This window comes from Corallococcus exercitus (genome assembly GCF_042231735.1).
Taxonomy (GTDB): Bacteria; Myxococcota; Myxococcia; order Myxococcales; family Myxococcaceae; genus Corallococcus; species Corallococcus exercitus_B.
Genome location: NZ_CP102577.1, coordinates 3,770,642 through 3,786,516, shown reverse-complemented (window position 1 = coordinate 3,786,516; position 15,875 = coordinate 3,770,642). Strand labels below are relative to the sequence as shown.

The 15,875-nt window shown below is 71.7% G+C and carries 12 protein-coding genes; 4 read left to right on the top strand and 8 right to left on the bottom strand.

Annotated elements, in window-relative coordinates; genetic code table 11:
* Positions 1 to 113 precede the first annotated feature (113 nt).
* From NR792_RS14610 to NR792_RS14595, 4 genes are all read right to left on the bottom strand, one after another.
* Positions 114 to 1,520, bottom strand: a complete 1,407-nt coding sequence (locus NR792_RS14610; protein ID WP_375760648.1) for a sigma-54-dependent transcriptional regulator — start codon at positions 1,518 to 1,520, stop codon at positions 114 to 116.
* A 62-nt stretch (positions 1,521 to 1,582) separates the two neighbouring features.
* Positions 1,583 to 2,593 carry a ParB/RepB/Spo0J family partition protein gene (locus tag NR792_RS14605; RefSeq protein WP_375760647.1) on the bottom strand — a complete coding sequence of 337 codons (1,011 nt, stop codon included), beginning with the start codon at positions 2,591 to 2,593 and terminating at the stop codon, positions 1,583 to 1,585.
* Positions 2,594 to 2,655: 62 nt separating this feature from the next.
* Positions 2,656 to 4,002 carry a TldD/PmbA family protein gene (locus tag NR792_RS14600; protein WP_375760646.1) on the bottom strand — a complete coding sequence of 449 codons (1,347 nt, stop codon included), beginning with the start codon at positions 4,000 to 4,002 and terminating at the stop codon, positions 2,656 to 2,658.
* 8 nt (positions 4,003 to 4,010) lie between these two features.
* Positions 4,011 to 5,492, bottom strand: a complete 1,482-nt coding sequence (locus NR792_RS14595) for a TldD/PmbA family protein (protein ID WP_375760645.1) — start codon at positions 5,490 to 5,492, stop codon at positions 4,011 to 4,013.
* Between the two features lie 288 nt (positions 5,493 to 5,780).
* On the opposite strand from NR792_RS14595, the gene NR792_RS14590 reads away from it, so the two are divergent.
* The 3 genes from NR792_RS14590 to NR792_RS14580 all read left to right on the top strand — a co-directional run bounded on the left by NR792_RS14590 (position 5,781) and on the right by NR792_RS14580 (position 9,657).
* Positions 5,781 to 7,724, top strand: a complete 1,944-nt coding sequence (locus NR792_RS14590; protein WP_375760644.1) for an FHA domain-containing protein — start codon at positions 5,781 to 5,783, stop codon at positions 7,722 to 7,724.
* Between the two features lie 102 nt (positions 7,725 to 7,826).
* Entirely contained in the window at positions 7,827 to 9,164 is a 1,338-nt protein-coding gene (locus tag NR792_RS14585; RefSeq protein ID WP_375760643.1) for a cyclic nucleotide-binding domain-containing protein, read from the top strand.
* 1 nt (position 9,165) lies between these two features.
* Positions 9,166 to 9,657 carry a hypothetical protein gene (locus tag NR792_RS14580; protein ID WP_375760642.1) on the top strand — a complete coding sequence of 164 codons (492 nt, stop codon included), beginning with the start codon at positions 9,166 to 9,168 and terminating at the stop codon, positions 9,655 to 9,657.
* A gap of 4 nt (positions 9,658 to 9,661) precedes the next feature.
* On the opposite strand, the gene NR792_RS14575 is transcribed toward NR792_RS14580, so the two are convergent.
* The gene (locus tag NR792_RS14575; RefSeq protein ID WP_375760641.1) at positions 9,662 to 11,248 is read right to left on the bottom strand and encodes a tetratricopeptide repeat protein; all 1,587 of its coding nucleotides are present in this window, start codon (positions 11,246 to 11,248) and stop codon (positions 9,662 to 9,664) included.
* A 144-nt stretch (positions 11,249 to 11,392) separates the two neighbouring features.
* On the opposite strand from NR792_RS14575, the gene NR792_RS14570 reads away from it, so the two are divergent.
* Positions 11,393 to 12,361: a homoserine kinase gene (locus tag NR792_RS14570; protein ID WP_375760640.1), complete on the top strand. Its 969-nt coding sequence runs from the start codon at positions 11,393 to 11,395 to the stop codon at positions 12,359 to 12,361.
* Positions 12,362 to 12,364: 3 nt separating this feature from the next.
* Here the strand turns inward: NR792_RS14570 and NR792_RS14565 are convergent, their stop codons facing one another.
* From NR792_RS14565 to NR792_RS14555, 3 genes are all read right to left on the bottom strand, one after another.
* Complete coding sequence (locus tag NR792_RS14565) at positions 12,365 to 12,835, bottom strand: nuclear transport factor 2 family protein (RefSeq protein ID WP_375760639.1); 471 nt, start codon at positions 12,833 to 12,835, stop codon at positions 12,365 to 12,367.
* 73 nt (positions 12,836 to 12,908) lie between these two features.
* The gene (locus tag NR792_RS14560) at positions 12,909 to 13,436 is read right to left on the bottom strand and encodes a hypothetical protein (RefSeq protein ID WP_375760638.1); all 528 of its coding nucleotides are present in this window, start codon (positions 13,434 to 13,436) and stop codon (positions 12,909 to 12,911) included.
* A 52-nt stretch (positions 13,437 to 13,488) separates the two neighbouring features.
* The gene (locus tag NR792_RS14555) at positions 13,489 to 15,855 is read right to left on the bottom strand and encodes a hypothetical protein (protein ID WP_375760637.1); all 2,367 of its coding nucleotides are present in this window, start codon (positions 15,853 to 15,855) and stop codon (positions 13,489 to 13,491) included.
* Positions 15,856 to 15,875 lie beyond the last annotated feature (20 nt).

The following is a 15,875-nucleotide window of genomic DNA, read 5'->3' as shown; positions in this document are numbered from 1 at the left end:
GCCAAGTCCTTGAAATTATTTCGGAATAGGACGGGGCCCCGGCCAGGTGGGCGGCCGGGACAGGACGTCGGGACAAATTGTCAAAAGCAGGCGGGGGCCGGTGTGACGGCCTGTCAGTCCGCGCTGGTGGGGGGGGAGGGGGGGACCGCGGGCGCGTCGGGGCCGCCCTGCTCGCGCTCGAGCTTGCGGTAGATGGTGCGCGCGGCGATGCCCAGCAGGCGGGCGGCGAGCGTCTTGTCCCCCCGCGTGTGGCGCAGGGTCTCGTGGATGACGCGCCGTTCAATCTCCTCCATGGGCGTCCCGATGGGGATGACGAGCTGGCCGGCGGAGCCCAGCGGGCCCTTGCGCACGGACTCCGGCAGGTCGCTGGCCTCCAGCACGTCCGTGCGGGCCAGCACCACGGCGCGCTCCACGGCGTGCTCCAGCTCGCGCACGTTGCCGGGCCACGCGTAGTTCTCCAGCACGTTCAGCGCGTCCGGGGAGAAGCCGCGCAGCACCTTGCCGTTCTTCGCGGAGAAGCGGCGCAGGAAGGCCTCCGCCAGCAGCGGGATGTCCTCGCGGCGCGAGGCGAGCGCGGGCACGCGGATCTCCACGACGTGCAGGCGGTAGTAGAGGTCCTCGCGGAAGCGCCCTTCGGCGACCTCCTTCTGCAGGTCCTTGTTGGTGGCGGCGACGAGCCGCACGTCCACCTTCACCGTCTGCGTGCCGCCCAGCCGCTCCAGCTCTCCCTCCTGGAGCACGCGCAGCAGCTTCACCTGCGCGGAGAGGGGCATCTCGCCCACCTCGTCCAGGAAGAGGGTGCCGCCGTGGGCGCGCTCGAAGCGGCCCTCGCGCCGGGTGACGGCGCCGGTGTACGCGCCGCGCTCCACGCCGAAGAGCTCCGCCTCCAGGATGCTCTCCGGGATGGCGCCGCAGTTGACGGCGACGAAGGCCTGCTTCGCCCGGGCGGAGTGCTCATGCAGCGCGCGGGCGGCCAGCTCCTTGCCGGTGCCGGATTCGCCCAGCAGCAGCACCGTCGCGGTGGAGGGCGCCGCCTGGCGGATGGTGTCCAGCATGGCGCGGAAGGCGGGGGACTGGCCCACCATGGCGCGGCCGCCGGCGGGGTTGATCTCCGCGAGCTTCGCCTTGAGGGAGGTGTTCTCCTGGACGAGCGCCTGCTTCTCCAGCGCCTTCTGCACGGCCTTCACCAGGGCGTGGCGCTTGAGGGGCTTGGTGATGAAGTCGTAGGCGCCGTCCTTCATGGCCGCCACGGCCGTCTCCACCGTGCCGTAGGCGGTCATCAGCACCACCTCCACGTCCGGGCGGATGGCGCGGCTGGCCTTGAGCAGTTCCTGGCCGTCCATGCCAGGCATCATCAGGTCGGTGACCATGACGCTGACCTCGGGGCGCCGGAGCAGCTCCAGCGCCTCCGTGCCCTGCGCGGCGGACAGCGTGGCGAAGCCTTCCCGCTGGAAGATGCGGGCGACGGAATCAAGGTTGGCGCGGTCGTCGTCGACGACCAGGACCGTGGGAGATGTCATGGGAGTACGGGGCCTCTCTCAACACCGCCCTGCAATCCCCATTCCCTTCAGGCCCGCGCCTCTCAGGCCTGCTCCTCGTCCGGTTCCATGGGGCCGCCGCCCATGCGGCCAATGTCCTCGCGGCGCACCTTGTCCACGTTGAAGCGCCGGGCGCTGGCCAGCATGCGGCTCACGGTGGAGTCGAAGGTGGGAGGCGGGCCGTCCTTGCGGAAGCGCAGGAAGTTGAGCCGGGCGACGACGAAGTTCTTGAGGTAGGGGCTCTGGAGGCCGCGCTCCTTGAGGGCGGCGACGATGGCCACCACGGCGTCGTCCAGCTCCAGCAGCCGCTCCGCCTGGGCGTCGCGCACGGCGATGGCCTCCGGGAGCGGCACGTCCTGGAAGCCGTCCACCACCTTGACGAAGGGGTGGTAGGCGCCCGCGGAGAAGCGGGGGCGCTTCTCGTAGGCGGCGCCCAGGGTGAGGAAGGATGGCTCCTCGAAGAGGTGGGCGAAGGCGGACTCCTTGCCCGGGCGGTTCGCGCCCACGAGTCCGCGCGCCATGCGGATGACCTCCAGCGAGCGCTCCTTCAGGTTGTGGGCCTTCTCCGTGTTGAGGGCGAGGATTTGATAGGCCACGTCCTCGTCCGGCAGCAGCAGCGCGACGATGGACTTCGCGCCCAGCAGCTTGCTGGCGTTGAGGCGGTGGTTGCCGTTGGGCGTCCAGTAGCGCCCCTCCACGCGCACGGCGATGACGGGGTCCAGGAAGCGATCCAACCGCTCCATCGCGGTGGCGAGCCGCTTGACGTGGGGCTCGGACAGGTCGCGCTGGTAGGGCGTGGGCTCCACCTTGTCGATGGGGAGCACGGCGAAGACGACGGGGTGGCCGCCCAGCGGGTCGCGGTAGACGGAGAGCACCTCGCCGCCGTCCTCGCGCACCGCCTGGAGGAGGGCGTCGGGGAAGGCCACGGCCTCGCTCGCCACCTCGTGGGGCCCCAGGCCCCGCGACTTCGGTTCGGCCTTCTTGCGGCGCGGCTTGCGCGGCGTGGCCGACTTCGACTTCGCGGGGGCGGACTTGCGGGCGGACTTCGCGGCCATGCGGGCGGACCTCGTACCGTGAGGAAGGAGGCCCGCCAGCGTAGGCGACCGGGTGGGGCGTGCTACGCGCCCGATACGGTGAGCTGTCGGAAGCGGACAGTGGGCGCGCCCACGCTGCCGCCGCGGAACTGGAGGTCGCTGCCCACCGCGTCCAGGTCCTTCAGCATCTGGAGGAGGTGGCCGGCGACGGTGACTTCCTGCACCGGGTGCGTCAGCTCACCGTTTTCAATCCAAAGGCCGTTGGCCCCGCAGGACATGTCCCCGGACACCGGATCCGCGCCGTGGCCCAGGAGGGCGGTGACGTAGAGGCCCTGGGGCACCTCGCGGATGAGCTCCTCCGGCGTCTTCGTGCCCTTCTCCAGGTAGAGGTTGGTGGTGCCGATGTGCGGCAGCGCGCTGTAGCCGCGCGACGCGTTGCCCGTCGTGCGCGCCTTCGCCTTGCGCGCGGTGAACGCGTCGTAGAGGAAGCCGGACAGCACGCCTTCATCGAGGATGGGCGTGCGGCGGGTGGGCACGCCTTCTCCGTCGAAGGGCGCGGTGGCCAAGCCCCGGGGGAGCAGGCCGTCATCCACCAGCGAGACGTGCTTGCCCGCGAGCCGCTTGCCCACGTGGGGCGCGAGCACGCTGGACCGCTGGTAGACGGCGTTGCCGTCCGCGGCCTGGGACAGGTTGCCCACGAAGCTCGCGGCCACCAGCGGGTCGAACACCACCGGCACCTGCTGCGTCTTCACCGGCTTCGCGCCCAGCATGCGCACGGCGCGCTTCGTGGCCTCGCGGCCGATGGACTCGGGCGACTCCAGGTCGTCCAGGAAGCGCTTGTAGTCCAGCCAGTAGCCCGTCTGGAGCTGCCCGTCCTGCGCGGCCACCGGCACCGCCACGAGGTACACGTACGTGCCGGAGTAGCCGCCGGACGCGCCCTCGCTGGACGCGAGGTAGACCTCCGACACGAAGTCGCCCGCGGACACGGAGTCGAACGTGGCCACGCGCGAGTCCTGCGCCCGGCCCGCGCGCTCCGCCTCCAGCGCCGCGTTGATCTTCCAGTCTCCGGGCAGGTTCGCGACCTTCGGGTCGAAGAGGATGCCGGTGTCCCCGCGCTTGCCCAGGTCCTTCGCGCCGGGCAGGCCGTTGAGCTTGTTGGGCGCGGCGGCCTCCGCCAGCTGCACGGCCAGGTCCACCACGCGCTCCAGGCCGGAGGTCGTGAAGTCGGACGTGTACGCGAAGCCCAGCCGGTCCTTCACGATGACCCGCACGCCCACGCCCTTGCTGGTGGCCTCCGTGAGGTCTTCAATCTGCCCTTCGCGGACGCGCACGCTGCTCTGGCGGCCCACCTCCAGGTACGCCTCCGCCTGCTTCGCGCCCTTCTTCACGGCGCGCTGGACGATCTTCTTCGCGAGCTGTTCGTAGTTCACGGGTGTCCTCAGCCGACCTTCGTTCCGCCCACGGTGACGTTGTCGATGCGCACGGTGGGCAGGCCCACCCCCACGGGCATCATCTGCCCGTCCTTCACGCAGACGCCCATGCCGGGGTCCGGCATCGGGTCGCAGCCCACGCGGCTGATGTTCTTCAGCGCCTCCGGCCCCACGCCAATCAGGATGGCGTTCTTCACCGGGCGGCCCAGCTTCCCGTCTTCAATCTGGTAGGCCTCGCTGACCTCGAAGACGAAGTTGCCGTTGCTGATGTCCACCTGGCCGCCGCCGAAGGTGGCGCAGTACAGCCCGCGCTTCACCTCCTTGAGGATGTCCTCCGGCGCGTGGTCCCCGGGCGCCAGGAAGGTGTTCGTCATGCGCGGCAGGGGCAGGCTCTTGAAGGACTCCCGCCGGCCAGAGCCCGTGGAGCGCTGGTTCATCAGCTTCGCGTTGAGCTGATCATAGAGGTAGCCCTTGAGGACGCCGTTCTCGATGAGGACCTTGCGCTCACCGGGCACGCCCTCGTCGTCGATGTTGATGGAGCCGCGCGCGCTGGACACCGTGCCGTCGTCGATGACCGTCACCAGGTCGGAGGCCACCTTCTCCCCCAGCTTGCCCGCGAACAGCGACGTGCCCTTGCGGATGAAGTCCGCCTCCAGCCCGTGGCCCACCGCCTCGTGCAGGAGGATGCCGCTCCAGCCCGGCGCCAGCACCACCGTCTGCGGCCCCGCCACGCAGTCCACCGCGCCCAGGGTGGCGATGGCCTGGCGCGCGGCCTCCTCCGCCACGGACTCCGGCGTCACGCCGTCCCAGTAGCTGAAGGACACCCGGCCGCCGCTGCCGTACATGCCGGTCCTCCGCTCTCCGTTCTTCCCCAGCGCCACCACGTGCACGCTCATGCGGGACTGGTCCTGCGTGTCCTCGCTGAAGCGGCCGGTGGTGTTGGCCACGGCAATGCGCCGCGTCTGATCCACGTAGGACGCGTTCACCTGCTGGATGCGCGAGTCGAAGGCGCGGGCGGCGGTGTTGGCGCGGGTGAGCAGCGCCGTCTTCCTCGCCACCGCCACGTCCTCCAGCGGCTGGGCCACGCGGTAGTGGCTGGGCACCGGCACGCGCTTGACGGGGTAGGCCCGCTCGGAGCCGCCGCCCTGGGCAATCATCGCCGCGGTGCGCGCGGCGCGGACGAGCGCGGCGTCCTCCCAGTCGTCGGAGTAGGCGTAGCCCACCTTGGCCCCGGCGATGACCCGCACGCCCACGCCCTGCACCAGGCCCACCTGCGCGCTGCGGATGCGCTCCTCCTCCAGCACCACGGCGGTGGTGGACGTGCGCTCCACGTACACCTCCGCGAAGTCCGCGCCCCGGCCCATGGCTTCCGCCAGCAGACGTTCCAACAGACCCGGGGGCAGGAGCGGGGAGGCGGCCGCCTGCCGTGCCGCCGGGGGGGCGAGCTGGGCGGGACGGGCGCGCCGGGAGGAGGCGAGGACTCGGGGCATGGGAGGGCTCGTGGCGCTGGAGGAAGCGGGAATGGAGGAAACCTACATCGGAGACGGGATGGCGTGCGGGCCAACGAACCGGAATGGGCCCGTCTTCCCTGAAAGGAACGGTGGGAGCGCATTCCCACCGTGCGGTGAGCGCTCTAAGATGCTGGCCGCTTCAACCTGGACCCACCCATGCCTCCTCGCCGTCCATCACCGTCATCGCGTTCAGGTACCGGCCGTTCGGCCGGGGGCGCGACGGCGGATCGCCGACCCAAAGCTCCCGCGGGGGGCGGCTCACGCCGCGTGTCCGCCGTGCCGGATGAAGACTGGTCCGCGCCCGAGTCGGGCGAGGACAGCCAGGACGGAGGAGACCCGGAGCTGTACGGCGACGCGGAGCCCGTGCGCTCGCGCACCGGCGAGACGCGGGTGGCCTCCATCGACAGCGTGCGTCCGGAAGAGGAGCCCGCCGAGGAGGAGGACAACTCCGAGACGACGCGCGCCGGCCCGCCGGTGATGATGCTGGTGCTGGACGGCGTCGACAAGGGACGCAAGAAGCGCTTCAAGGGCGTGCGCATGGTGGTGGGGCGCAGCAACGACTGCGACTTCGCCCTGAAGGACCAGACGGTGTCCCGGCGCCACCTGGAGCTCGTCTACGGCGAGAGCGGCGTGGTGATGCGCGACCTGGGCGGCATCTCCGGCACCCAGGTGAACGACCAGAAGATCGACGAGTGCATCCTCAAGCACGGGGATGAGATCTCCGTGGGCAAGACGCGCCTGCGCTTCGTGGACGAGGGCGAGCTCATCAAGGAGATGCGCGCCAAGGCCGAGTCCGGCGAGGCGGAGGAGCAGAAGGAGGAAAAGAAGGAGGAGAAGAAGGACCCGCGCCTGGATGAGAAGACCAACGCGAACTACAAGCTCGCGGACCTCATGCGCGACGAGAAGGCGCGCAAGACGGGCGTGCCCCGCCCGCGCCCGGTGCGCTCGCCGGCGCGCGAGGGCTTCCGTCCGACCTTCAAGATGAAGGTGGGCGCGGCCGTGGGCGGCCTGGTGCTGCTGATGCTCATCGCGGGCCTGGCGATGTCCGGCGGGAACAAGCCGCCGCCCAAGCCGGTGGTGGACCCGAACCAGCAGCGCGCCCAGGAGCTGATGCAGCGCGCGCGCGACAAGGTGCGCGACGGCGAGTACCCGGACGCGGTGCGCTTCGCCCAGGAGGCGGAGAAGCTGCGCGTGGGCATCGACGTGGACGGCGTGGCCAAGGCGGCGCAGCAGCTGCAGGACATCGTGGACTCGTTCCAGGCGGTCCGCGCGCTGATGGCGGAGAACAAGTACCCGGACGCGCGCGCGAAGCTGACCGCCACGCCGCAGGGCACCGCGCGCACGGACGAGGAGCGCAAGAAGCTGGAGGAGGAGCTGGAGTCCCGGGAGCAGGCGTACACGCTCAGCCTCGTGGAGGCGGCGCTGACGGAGCGCCGGCCGGACGACGCGCGCACGCTCATCGCGGAGCTGCCGCAGAGCACGCGCGCCATCTACGAGCAGAAGCTCGCGGACCTGGAGGCGCTGCTCGCGAAGGAGGCGGCGCAGGCCGCGCGGCAGGCCGGCATCCGGCAGGCGGTGGCGGCGGAGAACGCCAAGCAGCGCCGCGCGGAGTTCGTGGCGGAGGCCTTCCAGGACGTGGAGCGCCGCTTCAACGGCGGGGACTTCCAGCGCGCGACGCTGGAGGTGGACCGGGTGATGGACAAGTACCGCTCGGAGGCGGACATCCAGGCCCGCGCGCGCAACCTGAAGAAGCTCATCCCCCAGTTCCGCTCCGCCTTCGAGGAGGGCCAGAAGAAGTACGAGAACAACGCGCTGGAGGCGTCCGTGAAGCCGCTGCGCCGCGCGGCGGAGGTGTACCGGCAGATCGGCTTCAACGGCTCGCTGGGCGACACGCTGGACAACGAGCTGGCGTCCGCGTCGGTGGCGGCGGGGACGGCGGCCTTCAAGCGCAAGGAGTACCCGCTGGCGGGCCGCAGCTTCCGCGAGGCGCTGCGCCTCAACCCGGGTGACTCGCGCGCCCGCGACGGCCTGGACGAGCTGCAGAAGAAGGTGGAGGAGCTGTACCTGTCGGCCTACATCGCGCGCGACCGCGACCCCGCGATGGCGAAGGAGCAGTTCAAGATCGTCATCGAGGCGTCCGCGGACGGCGCGGACGTGAAGCGCAGGGCGGAGATGGCGCTGAGCGACCTGCAGAAGGCCGACGGTTCGTAGCGCGCAGCGTGAAGCCGGGGGCCGCCGCTCGTGGGCTGGAGCGGGCGGCCTCCTCATGGATTCCTGTCACACCTTTCGTCGTGAGCGGTCTGGAGACACCGGATGAACGAGTCGTCGTTGCGTGAGCTGGGCATGGACCTGTTCGAGGAGCGCCAGTTCGAGCGCGCCCTCGCCGTCTTCGCGGAGGCCGTTCGCCGCGTGCCCGCGGACCACCGCTCGCGCATGCTGGCGTCCCGGTGCCTGGCGGAGCTGGGCGAGCGAGAGCGCGCCGTCACCGCGTACCACGCGTGCGCGGAGGGGCTCTTGCGCCGCGACTACCTCCTCTCCGCCATGGCCGCGTGCAAGCTGGCCCTGGAGCTGTCGCCGAACGAGCGGCGCCTGAAGGAGACGCTCTTCCGCGTGCACTCGCGCGCCGCGCGCAGCGCCCCGGGCCGCGCCGCCGTGCCGCCGCCCCTGCCGCCGGAGCACCTGTACGACGGCAAGGTGGACACGGACCTGATGGGCCTCGTCGGCGAGGAGCTGTCCAACCGCGCCATTGAAGTGCTGGCCGCGCCGGACACCGGCGGCACCGCGGATCCGCAGAGCCGTCCGCCCCTGCCGCTGTTCGCGGACCTGGACCGGGACGCGTTCCTGGACCTGGTGGGGCGCATGGTGTGGCGCACCATCAAGCCGGAGGAGGTCATCAGCCGCGAGGGCGAGCCGGACGACCACCTGCACGTGCTCGTCGCCGGCAAGGCGGAGGTGACGCGCAGGACGGACGGCGAGGACCGCACCCTGGGCTTCCTGGGCGGCGGCTCCATCTTCGGGGAGCTGGCGCTGCTCACGGGCGCGCCGCCCACCGCGACGGTGACGGCGGTGTCGGATTCGGAGGTCTTTGAAATCCGCCGCGAGCACCTCAACGCGGTGGCCAAGAGCCACCCGGCGGTGCCGCAGCTGCTGGCGGACTTCGCGCAGCAGCGCATGATGCGCAACCTGATGGCGAACTCGCCGCTGTTCCAGCAGCTGCCGGAGTCGGAGCGGGGCGCGTTCTTCCAGCGCTTCACCTTCCGCGCGCTGCAGACGGGCGAGAACGTCCTGGTGGAGGGCGAGCACTCCCAGGGCCTCTTCCTGGTGCTGGCCGGTGAGCTGACGGTGCAGAAGGAGGACCCGGCGGGCGGCGTGGTGACGCTGGGCGTGCTGCGCGAGGGCGACGTGGCGGGAGAGATTTCACTCCTCACGGGCCTCAGGGCCACGGCCACGGTGTCCGTGACGCGCAAGACGGCGGCGGGGTGGCTCAAGCGCGAGGCCTTCCAGGAGCTGGTGAAGACCTACCCCAACATCCGCACGTACCTGGAGCAGCTGTCCGACCGGCGCCTGAAGCAGATTGGCGAAGCACTGCGTCCGCTGGAGATCATCGACGCGGACGACATGATGCTGGAGCCGGAGACCGGGGCCGCCTGAGATGGTGCTGACTCGAGCCCGGGTGGTGAGCGGCATGGCGGCGGTGGTCGCCGCGGCGCTGGTGCTGTTCTTCTGGCCGCGTGAGGAGCCGGGGGTGAAGGACGCAGTCACCCGGCGCATCATCGCGATGACGCGCTCGGCGGAGGACAAGGACGTCGGCGAGGTGATGGAGGGCGTGTCCGAGCGCTTCAAGACGACGGAGGGCTGGAGCAAGCAGGACGTGCACCGCATCCTGGCCGCGCAGGTGCTGCGCGGCCAGTGGGTCCGCATCTTCACCACCGACATCGACGTGCACGAGGTGTCCCCCACGCAGGGCGACTTCCAGGCGCGCTTCATCTTCGGCCGCTCGCAGGCGGACAAGCTGGAGGACCTGGCGAAGGAGAGCGTCCTCAACGCCTATTCCATCGAGGGCACCTTCGAGAAGGAGCCCGATGGCGAGTGGCGCGTGGTGAAGGCGAAGCAGCGCCGGTTGGATCCCTCGGAGCTGCTCTAGCCGGCTACTGCTGCTGGAAGAGCGGCCCGGCCTCGTTGAGCCAGGCCTTGGCCATGGCGGGCTGGCCGCTGGTCTCCAGGCGCTTCTTGATGTCGTTGGCGCGCGTGGCCAGCTGCTCCACCGGCGTGCCCTGCGCGCGGGCGCGCACGAGGGAGAAGTAGTGCTGCTGGCAGCCTGCGGCGAACTCGCCCTGGGCGAAGAGCAGCTCGCCCAGCGCCGCGTACGCCTCCGGCATGCTGCCCGCGCCGGTGTCCGGGGCCACGGCGGTGAGCAGCGACTTCGCGCCCTCGAAGTCCTTGCGCGCGAGCAGCAGCGAGCCCTTGGCGTACTGCGCCCGGGCCAGCCCCACGCCGCGCGCCGACAGCGCCTTGTCGTAGGCCGCGAGCGCGTCGTCCTGCCGGCCTGCCGCCTCCATCACGCCGCCGCGCGCGAGCCAGTACCGGTCATCCCGGTCCAGCGCGGGCACTTCCTTGCCGTCCGCCGTCCGCGCCTTCACCTCGCGGAAGGTCTTCTCGTAGGCGTCCAGCATGGCGAGCGCGCCCTCGCCGTCACCCTGGGCCTGGAGCAGCCGCGCGCCCTCCAGCGTCAGCAGGGGCGCGGTGGGCCGCTTCGCCGCCGCCGCCTCGAAGGCCTGACGGGCCTCCGGGGCGCGCTTCACCGCGAGCGCACGGCCCCGGGTGAAGAGGGCGTAGTGCTCCTCCGGCCAGGCCTTGAGCGCCGCGTCCACGTGCGTGAGGGCCTGGTCGGGGGCGCCCTTCGCCAGCGCGACCTCCGCCTGCGCCACCTCCAGGCGGGCCTGGAGGGCGGGCGTCAGGTCCTTCGCGCGCGAGCGCACCTCGTCCAGCGTCGCCTGCGCGCCGTCCGGGGGACGCCCCGCGTACAGCTGCGCCAGCGCGGACGTCACCTTCGACAGCAGGTGGTCCGGGTTCGCGGTGGTGGCGCGCGAGAAGGCCTCCACGGCCTGGGGGAACAGGCCCTCGTCGAGCAGCGCTTCTCCGTAGGCCGTGGAGAAGCGCGGATCCTTCCACGCCCCTTCCGCCGCGCGGGCGAAGGCCTGGCGGGCCTCCGAGAGGTGCCCCTGCTTCTGCAGCAGCCGCGCCTGCGCCAGCGTCAGCTTGGGGCTGTTGGCGCCCTGGGCCTTCAGCTCCTCCAGCAGCTTCTGCGCCTCCGCCGTCTGGCCCGCGCCCAGCAGCAGCAGGGCCCGCGCGCCGTAGCGCTCACCGGAGCGCGAGCCCAGCGCCTCCGCGCGCTCCAGCTGTTCGCGCGCCTTCGCGTCCGCGCCGGGCTGGTGGTGGGTGAGCCACAGCTCCGCCTGGAGCTCCGCGGCCAGCGCCCGCGCGTCGCGCGAGTCCGGCGCGAGCGCGAAGAGGGCCTCCAGGTTCTGCTGCGCCATGGCCAGGTCGCTGGGGTTGCCCCTCAGGAACGCGGAGCGCGCCGTGCGCAGGTGGGCGTCCACCTCCTGGCGCACCTGTCCGCGGTGGACGAACCACGCCACGGCGGCCGCGAGCAGCACGGCGACGACGCCCACCTGGGCCAGGGCGCTGCCCAGCCCCTCGCGACGCTTCCAGTCACCGTGGCCCGGCGTTTCCATGGGGGTGGCCTCACGCGCAAAGATTGAAGATTTTCAGACAGTTATGCGAAGTAGGACGGGCATGGACAGATAGGTCCGGCCCCCCGGGGTGTCAACGGGTGGGGGCAGCACGCACGCGGGGGCGGCACGCCCCGGAGGCACGCCATGGCCGTGTACACGACACTTCCGCCCGAGGCCTTCACCCACGTGGCGGACGTCTACGGCCTGGGGGCGGTGCGCTCCATCACGCCCATCCCGCAGGGCTCCATCAACACCAACCACCGGCTGGAGACGGACGCGGGCCGCGTCTTCGTGCGCCACACGACGGTGCGCTCGTCGGACGACCTGCGCTTCGAGGCGGCCCTGCTGGAGCACCTGTCCCGCGCGCGCTTCCCCGCGCCCGTGCTGCTCGTGCCGCCGGGGCCCGCGCCGTTCCTGGAGCTGCACGGCGGACGGATCAGCGTCTTCAAGTGGCTCTCCGGGGAGGAGCTCACCCGCGACCGCCTCACGCCGGACGTGCTGGAGCGGCTGGGCGCGGAGCTGGGCAAGCTGCACCAGGTGACGCAGTCCTTCAGGGGGACGCGCGCGAACCCCTACGGCCCGGGCGTGGTGAAGGGCTGGCTCACCAGGCTGGCCCAGCGGCCGGAGCCGGAGCTCGTGTCGGTGGCGGCGGAGCTGGAGGGCTTCCTCACCCGCGCGCAAGCCGAGCGCCAGGGGCTGGAGCCGCTGGGCGTCATCCACGCGGACCTCTTCCTGGACAACGTGAAGTGGCTGGCCGGCCGCGTGGGCGCCTTCTTCGACTTCGAGATGGCCTGCGTGGAGGCGTACACGCTGGACGTGGCCATCACCCTCAACGCGTGGTGCTTCGAGGGGACGTACCAGCCGGAGCTGTGCCAGGCGCTCCTGCGCGGCTACCAGGACGTCCGGCCGCTGGCGGACGTGGAGAAGCGGGCGCTGTACAGCCACGCCCTCTACGGCGCGGTGCGCTTCGCCACCAGCCGCATCCGCGACTACCACCTGTCCCCGCTGGGCGCGGACAAGCTCGCGCCCAAGGACTTCCGCACCTACCTGGCCCGGGCGCGGGCCCTCAACGACATGGGCCCGCTGGGGCTGCGGACGCTCCTGGACTTCTGACGGCTAGATGCCGGAGACGATCTTCCACGCGTCGTCGACCTTCTGGAACACCATCTGCTCCAGCTCCGAGTCCTGCTGGGGCCGGGCGTTGAGGCCGGGCATGCGCCAGGACGCGTTCCAGTAGTAGATGGCGAGCGCGACGTTGTCCTCTTCGCGGATCTCCACGCGGCGGATGTTGAAGTCCACCTTGGGGTTCTGCAGCTTCTGGAAGAGGGCCTGGAGGTGGGGCCCCAGGTTTTCGGCGGTGAGGTCGTCCGCGGTGTCCTCGGTGCCGCCGTCGTCGCGGAACTTCGGGGACACCAGCGCCTGGATGGCCTTCGCGTCGCGGGCCTCCAGGGCGGCGCGGTACTTCTCCATCACGGCGAGGATGGCACGGGTGTCGTCGGTGTCTTCCAGCTCCGTGCCGGGGATGCGCTTCGGGGCGCACGCGGCCAGGAGGAAGACGGCGCAGAGGGCGAGGAAGCGGTTGTGCATGGCGGGGCCTTATGGGTTCAACCGCATTTGTGTCAACCCATTCCCAGGCCCCGCCGCCTGGCGTGCGCTTTGACTATTTGGCGCGGATGACTTCAGCGATGAAGCGGTTGAGCACGGGCAGCTCGCCGTCGAGGATCTTCAGGCCCTCGGTCTTGATGAGCGGCTCGGCGATCATCGCCACGGGCTTGAGCAGGAAGGGGACCTTGAGCGCCAGCTCGCCGTCCATCTTGCGCTCCGTCTGGCCATTGCCCAGGTCGCGCAGCTTCAGCACGCCCGTGTTCACCAGCATCTTGGAGATGGTGTGGGACGTGGGCGTGTTGGTGAACGTGAGCTGCTTGGTGCGCTTGTCGTAGGTGGACGTCTCGATGAAGGCGAACCACTCCGGGGACACCTTCTTGGGGCCCACCGAGGAGATGACGGGCTTGGGGCGGTAGCGCACCTTGCGGTGGACGCGGTCACCGTCGTTGCGCACCTCCAGGGGCTGCAGCTCCAGCAGCACGCCGTGGTGCTGGAGGAGGAACGGGAAGTAGCGCTCGTCGAGGAGCGCGCGCTCCACCTCGTCCACCGTCCCCTGGATGTACTGCGTCTTCTCGAAGTGCATGCCCCATCCACCTTTCCGTCAATGCGTGAGTCGTTCCAGCAGGGGCCCGCGTCTAGCGGAAAGCCTGACGCGGCACCAGGGGCCCGCGAAAGGTCGTCTGCTCGAAGTCACATCGCTCCTGCCACTCGGAGGCCGCCGCACGGAAGGCGGCCCCGTAATCCGGCAGCGCCCCCACTTCATGCCGCACGGCGCCGCAGTCGCCCGCCAGGTAGGCGGCCTCGACCTTCAGCCGCGTGGCCTCCCGGCGGATGGCCTCCGGGAGCGCGGGGTCCGCCGCCAGGGCGCGCTGGAGCTGGTCTCCCGCGAGCGCCGGGGCCCCCACCTGGTGCAGGCGCCGGCCCAGCAGGTAGCGCAGCCACGGGTCCTGCGGCGAGAGGATGAGGGCCCGGTCCAGGAGCAGCAGGCGCAGCTCCTCCTGCGGCGCGCGGAAGTACGCCTCGATGGGCGCGCGGCGCGACGGCGTCTCCAGCGCGGCCAGCTTCACCTGGGCGGTGCGCGTCACCTCCGGCGCGGCGTCCAGCGCGAGCGCGGCCTGGAGGAAGGCGCGCGAGCCCTCCACGTCCTCCAGGTGGAGCGCCACGTCGGCGCGGGCCACTGCCACCTCCGCGGCGAGCGTGGGCCGGTCCTTCACCTGCTCGGCGAGCGAGGCCAGCACCTTCGCCGCGTCCGGCCCGCGCTCCAGGGCGTCCAGGGCCACGGCCTGTCCCAGCTGGAAGGACGGCTCCTCCGGCTGGAGCGCGGCGGCGCGCTGGTAGCGCTCGAGCGCGTCCTGCGGGTCGCTCGCGAGCGCGTCGCGGGCGGACTCCGACAGGCGGGCCACCTCGCGGGCGCAGGCGCGGGAGAAGAGGCTGCCGGTGCGGAAGCGGGCGAAGGCGCGCGCGAGCGTGGACGCGTCCAGGGGCAGCGCGTCCAGGGTGCGCTCCCACTCGGTGACGAGCTCGTCCAGCGGCCGGCCATAGGCCTCGTTGAAGTCCGCGTGCGCGTAGACGGCGCGCAGCCGGTCCGCGCCATACGTGTCCGCCAGGTAGCGCAGGAACGAGCCCGCCACGGTGTACGCGCGCGCCGGGGCGGACTGGTAGAAGCCCTTGGGCCCCATGAGGTTGCGCATGTCCGGGGCCAGCCCCTGCCGGCGCATGCCCGCGGCCCACTGGTGCAGGGTGAGCTCCCCCTGCACGGGGTCGTCCGCGGCCACCGCGAGCCCTTCAATCACGCCCATCAACGGCCAGACGCCCAGCCGGGTGGTGACGCGGAAGAAGCCCGAGCCCGCCGGGGCCGCCATGACGTGCGCCAGCTCGTGGTGCAGCGTGGAGTGGGGGAAGGGCTTGTCCTGGATGTGCAGCTCGGTGCGCCAGGGCTTGGCGAACTGGGTGCGGCCGGCGCCCACCAGCTTCTGCTTCTCGCCCTCCGAGCGGTAGAGCCACACGCGCACGCGCTCCGTGGGGGCCACGCCCAGGAAGCGCGACGTCTGGGCGTAGCGGAACTCCAGGTCGCGGGCCATGCGGTCCACGTCCTCGCGGGCCTTGCCGCGCGGGTAGTGCAGGACGAAGTGCGCCGTCTCCCGCACGCCGCCCAGCTGCTCCGCGAGGTACGCGTCGCTCATCCGCAGGCCCAGCTGGGGGGCGCGGGCCTCCAGGTAGGTGATGCCCAGGGCGCAGGGGAGGACCAGTCCCATCACGCCGCCGACGCGGGCCCCCTTGAGCGCCAGCCGCCCGGTGCGCACGTCCAGGAGCGCCAGGGCGAGCCCCGCGAAGACGCCCACCCACAGGAGCGTCTCCAGGCGGAACCAGCCGAGCGCGGCCGTCAGCTGGAGGGCCTCGTCGTAGAGCGGGCCGGGCAGGTGGCCCAGGAAGACGTTGAAGGCGAACACCTGGGGCCCGAAGACGATGGGCCACACCGTCACCGCCAGTGAGGCGAGGAGGACCAGGGCGTACAGGCCGGCCGCGCTCCGGGGCCGGGCCGTCGCGAAGCCCAGGAACACGCCCGCCGCGGAGGCCAGCAGGGCGGAGGGCACGGTGAGCAGGGGGTAGAAGCCGGCCAGTTCAAAGGGGTCGCACGCGGTGCGAAGGCGGGCGAAGAGCAGGGCGCACAGGAAGGGGGGAACCAGCACCCCCAGGTTCAGGACGACGCTGGCGCCCAGGGCGCGGCCCACGGCGGTTCCGGGCAGGGCGGAGGCTTCCGCCGTGGCGGGCCGGGACCCGGCGCCGGTGAGGATGCGGCGCTCCTGGGCGGCGGCGGCGATGCCCGTCCCTCCCCCGAGCAGGCCGACGGCGATGGACAGGGCCAGGCCCAGCTCGAAGCCTGGGACCCCGAAGAGCGGGAGGAGGACGAGCGCCGACCCCCCACCGCCGAGCAGCAGCACGGTGGCCAGGACGGCCGGACGGCTCAACAGAGCGCGGGCACGGGGGAGGACTTGCCGCATGGCGTCCCCTATACTCCCCG

What these genes read in the sequence shown, in the direction of transcription:
- NR792_RS14610 (WP_375760648.1), bottom strand. Translation starts at nt 1,520, where the DNA reads ATGACATCTCCCACGGTCCTGGTCGTCGACGACGACCGCGCCAACCTT.
- NR792_RS14605 (WP_375760647.1), bottom strand. Translation starts at nt 2,593, where the DNA reads ATGGCCGCGAAGTCCGCCCGCAAGTCCGCCCCCGCGAAGTCGAAGTCG.
- NR792_RS14595 (WP_375760645.1), bottom strand. Translation starts at nt 5,492, where the DNA reads ATGCCCCGAGTCCTCGCCTCCTCCCGGCGCGCCCGTCCCGCCCAGCTC.
- NR792_RS14585 (WP_375760643.1), top strand. Translation starts at nt 7,827, where the DNA reads ATGAACGAGTCGTCGTTGCGTGAGCTGGGCATGGACCTGTTCGAGGAG.
- NR792_RS14580 (WP_375760642.1), top strand. Translation starts at nt 9,166, where the DNA reads ATGGTGCTGACTCGAGCCCGGGTGGTGAGCGGCATGGCGGCGGTGGTC.
- NR792_RS14575 (WP_375760641.1), bottom strand. Translation starts at nt 11,248, where the DNA reads ATGGAAACGCCGGGCCACGGTGACTGGAAGCGTCGCGAGGGGCTGGGC.
- NR792_RS14570 (WP_375760640.1), top strand. Translation starts at nt 11,393, where the DNA reads ATGGCCGTGTACACGACACTTCCGCCCGAGGCCTTCACCCACGTGGCG.
- NR792_RS14565 (WP_375760639.1), bottom strand. Translation starts at nt 12,835, where the DNA reads ATGCACAACCGCTTCCTCGCCCTCTGCGCCGTCTTCCTCCTGGCCGCG.
- NR792_RS14560 (WP_375760638.1), bottom strand. Translation starts at nt 13,436, where the DNA reads ATGCACTTCGAGAAGACGCAGTACATCCAGGGGACGGTGGACGAGGTG.
- NR792_RS14555 (WP_375760637.1), bottom strand. Translation starts at nt 15,855, where the DNA reads ATGCGGCAAGTCCTCCCCCGTGCCCGCGCTCTGTTGAGCCGTCCGGCC.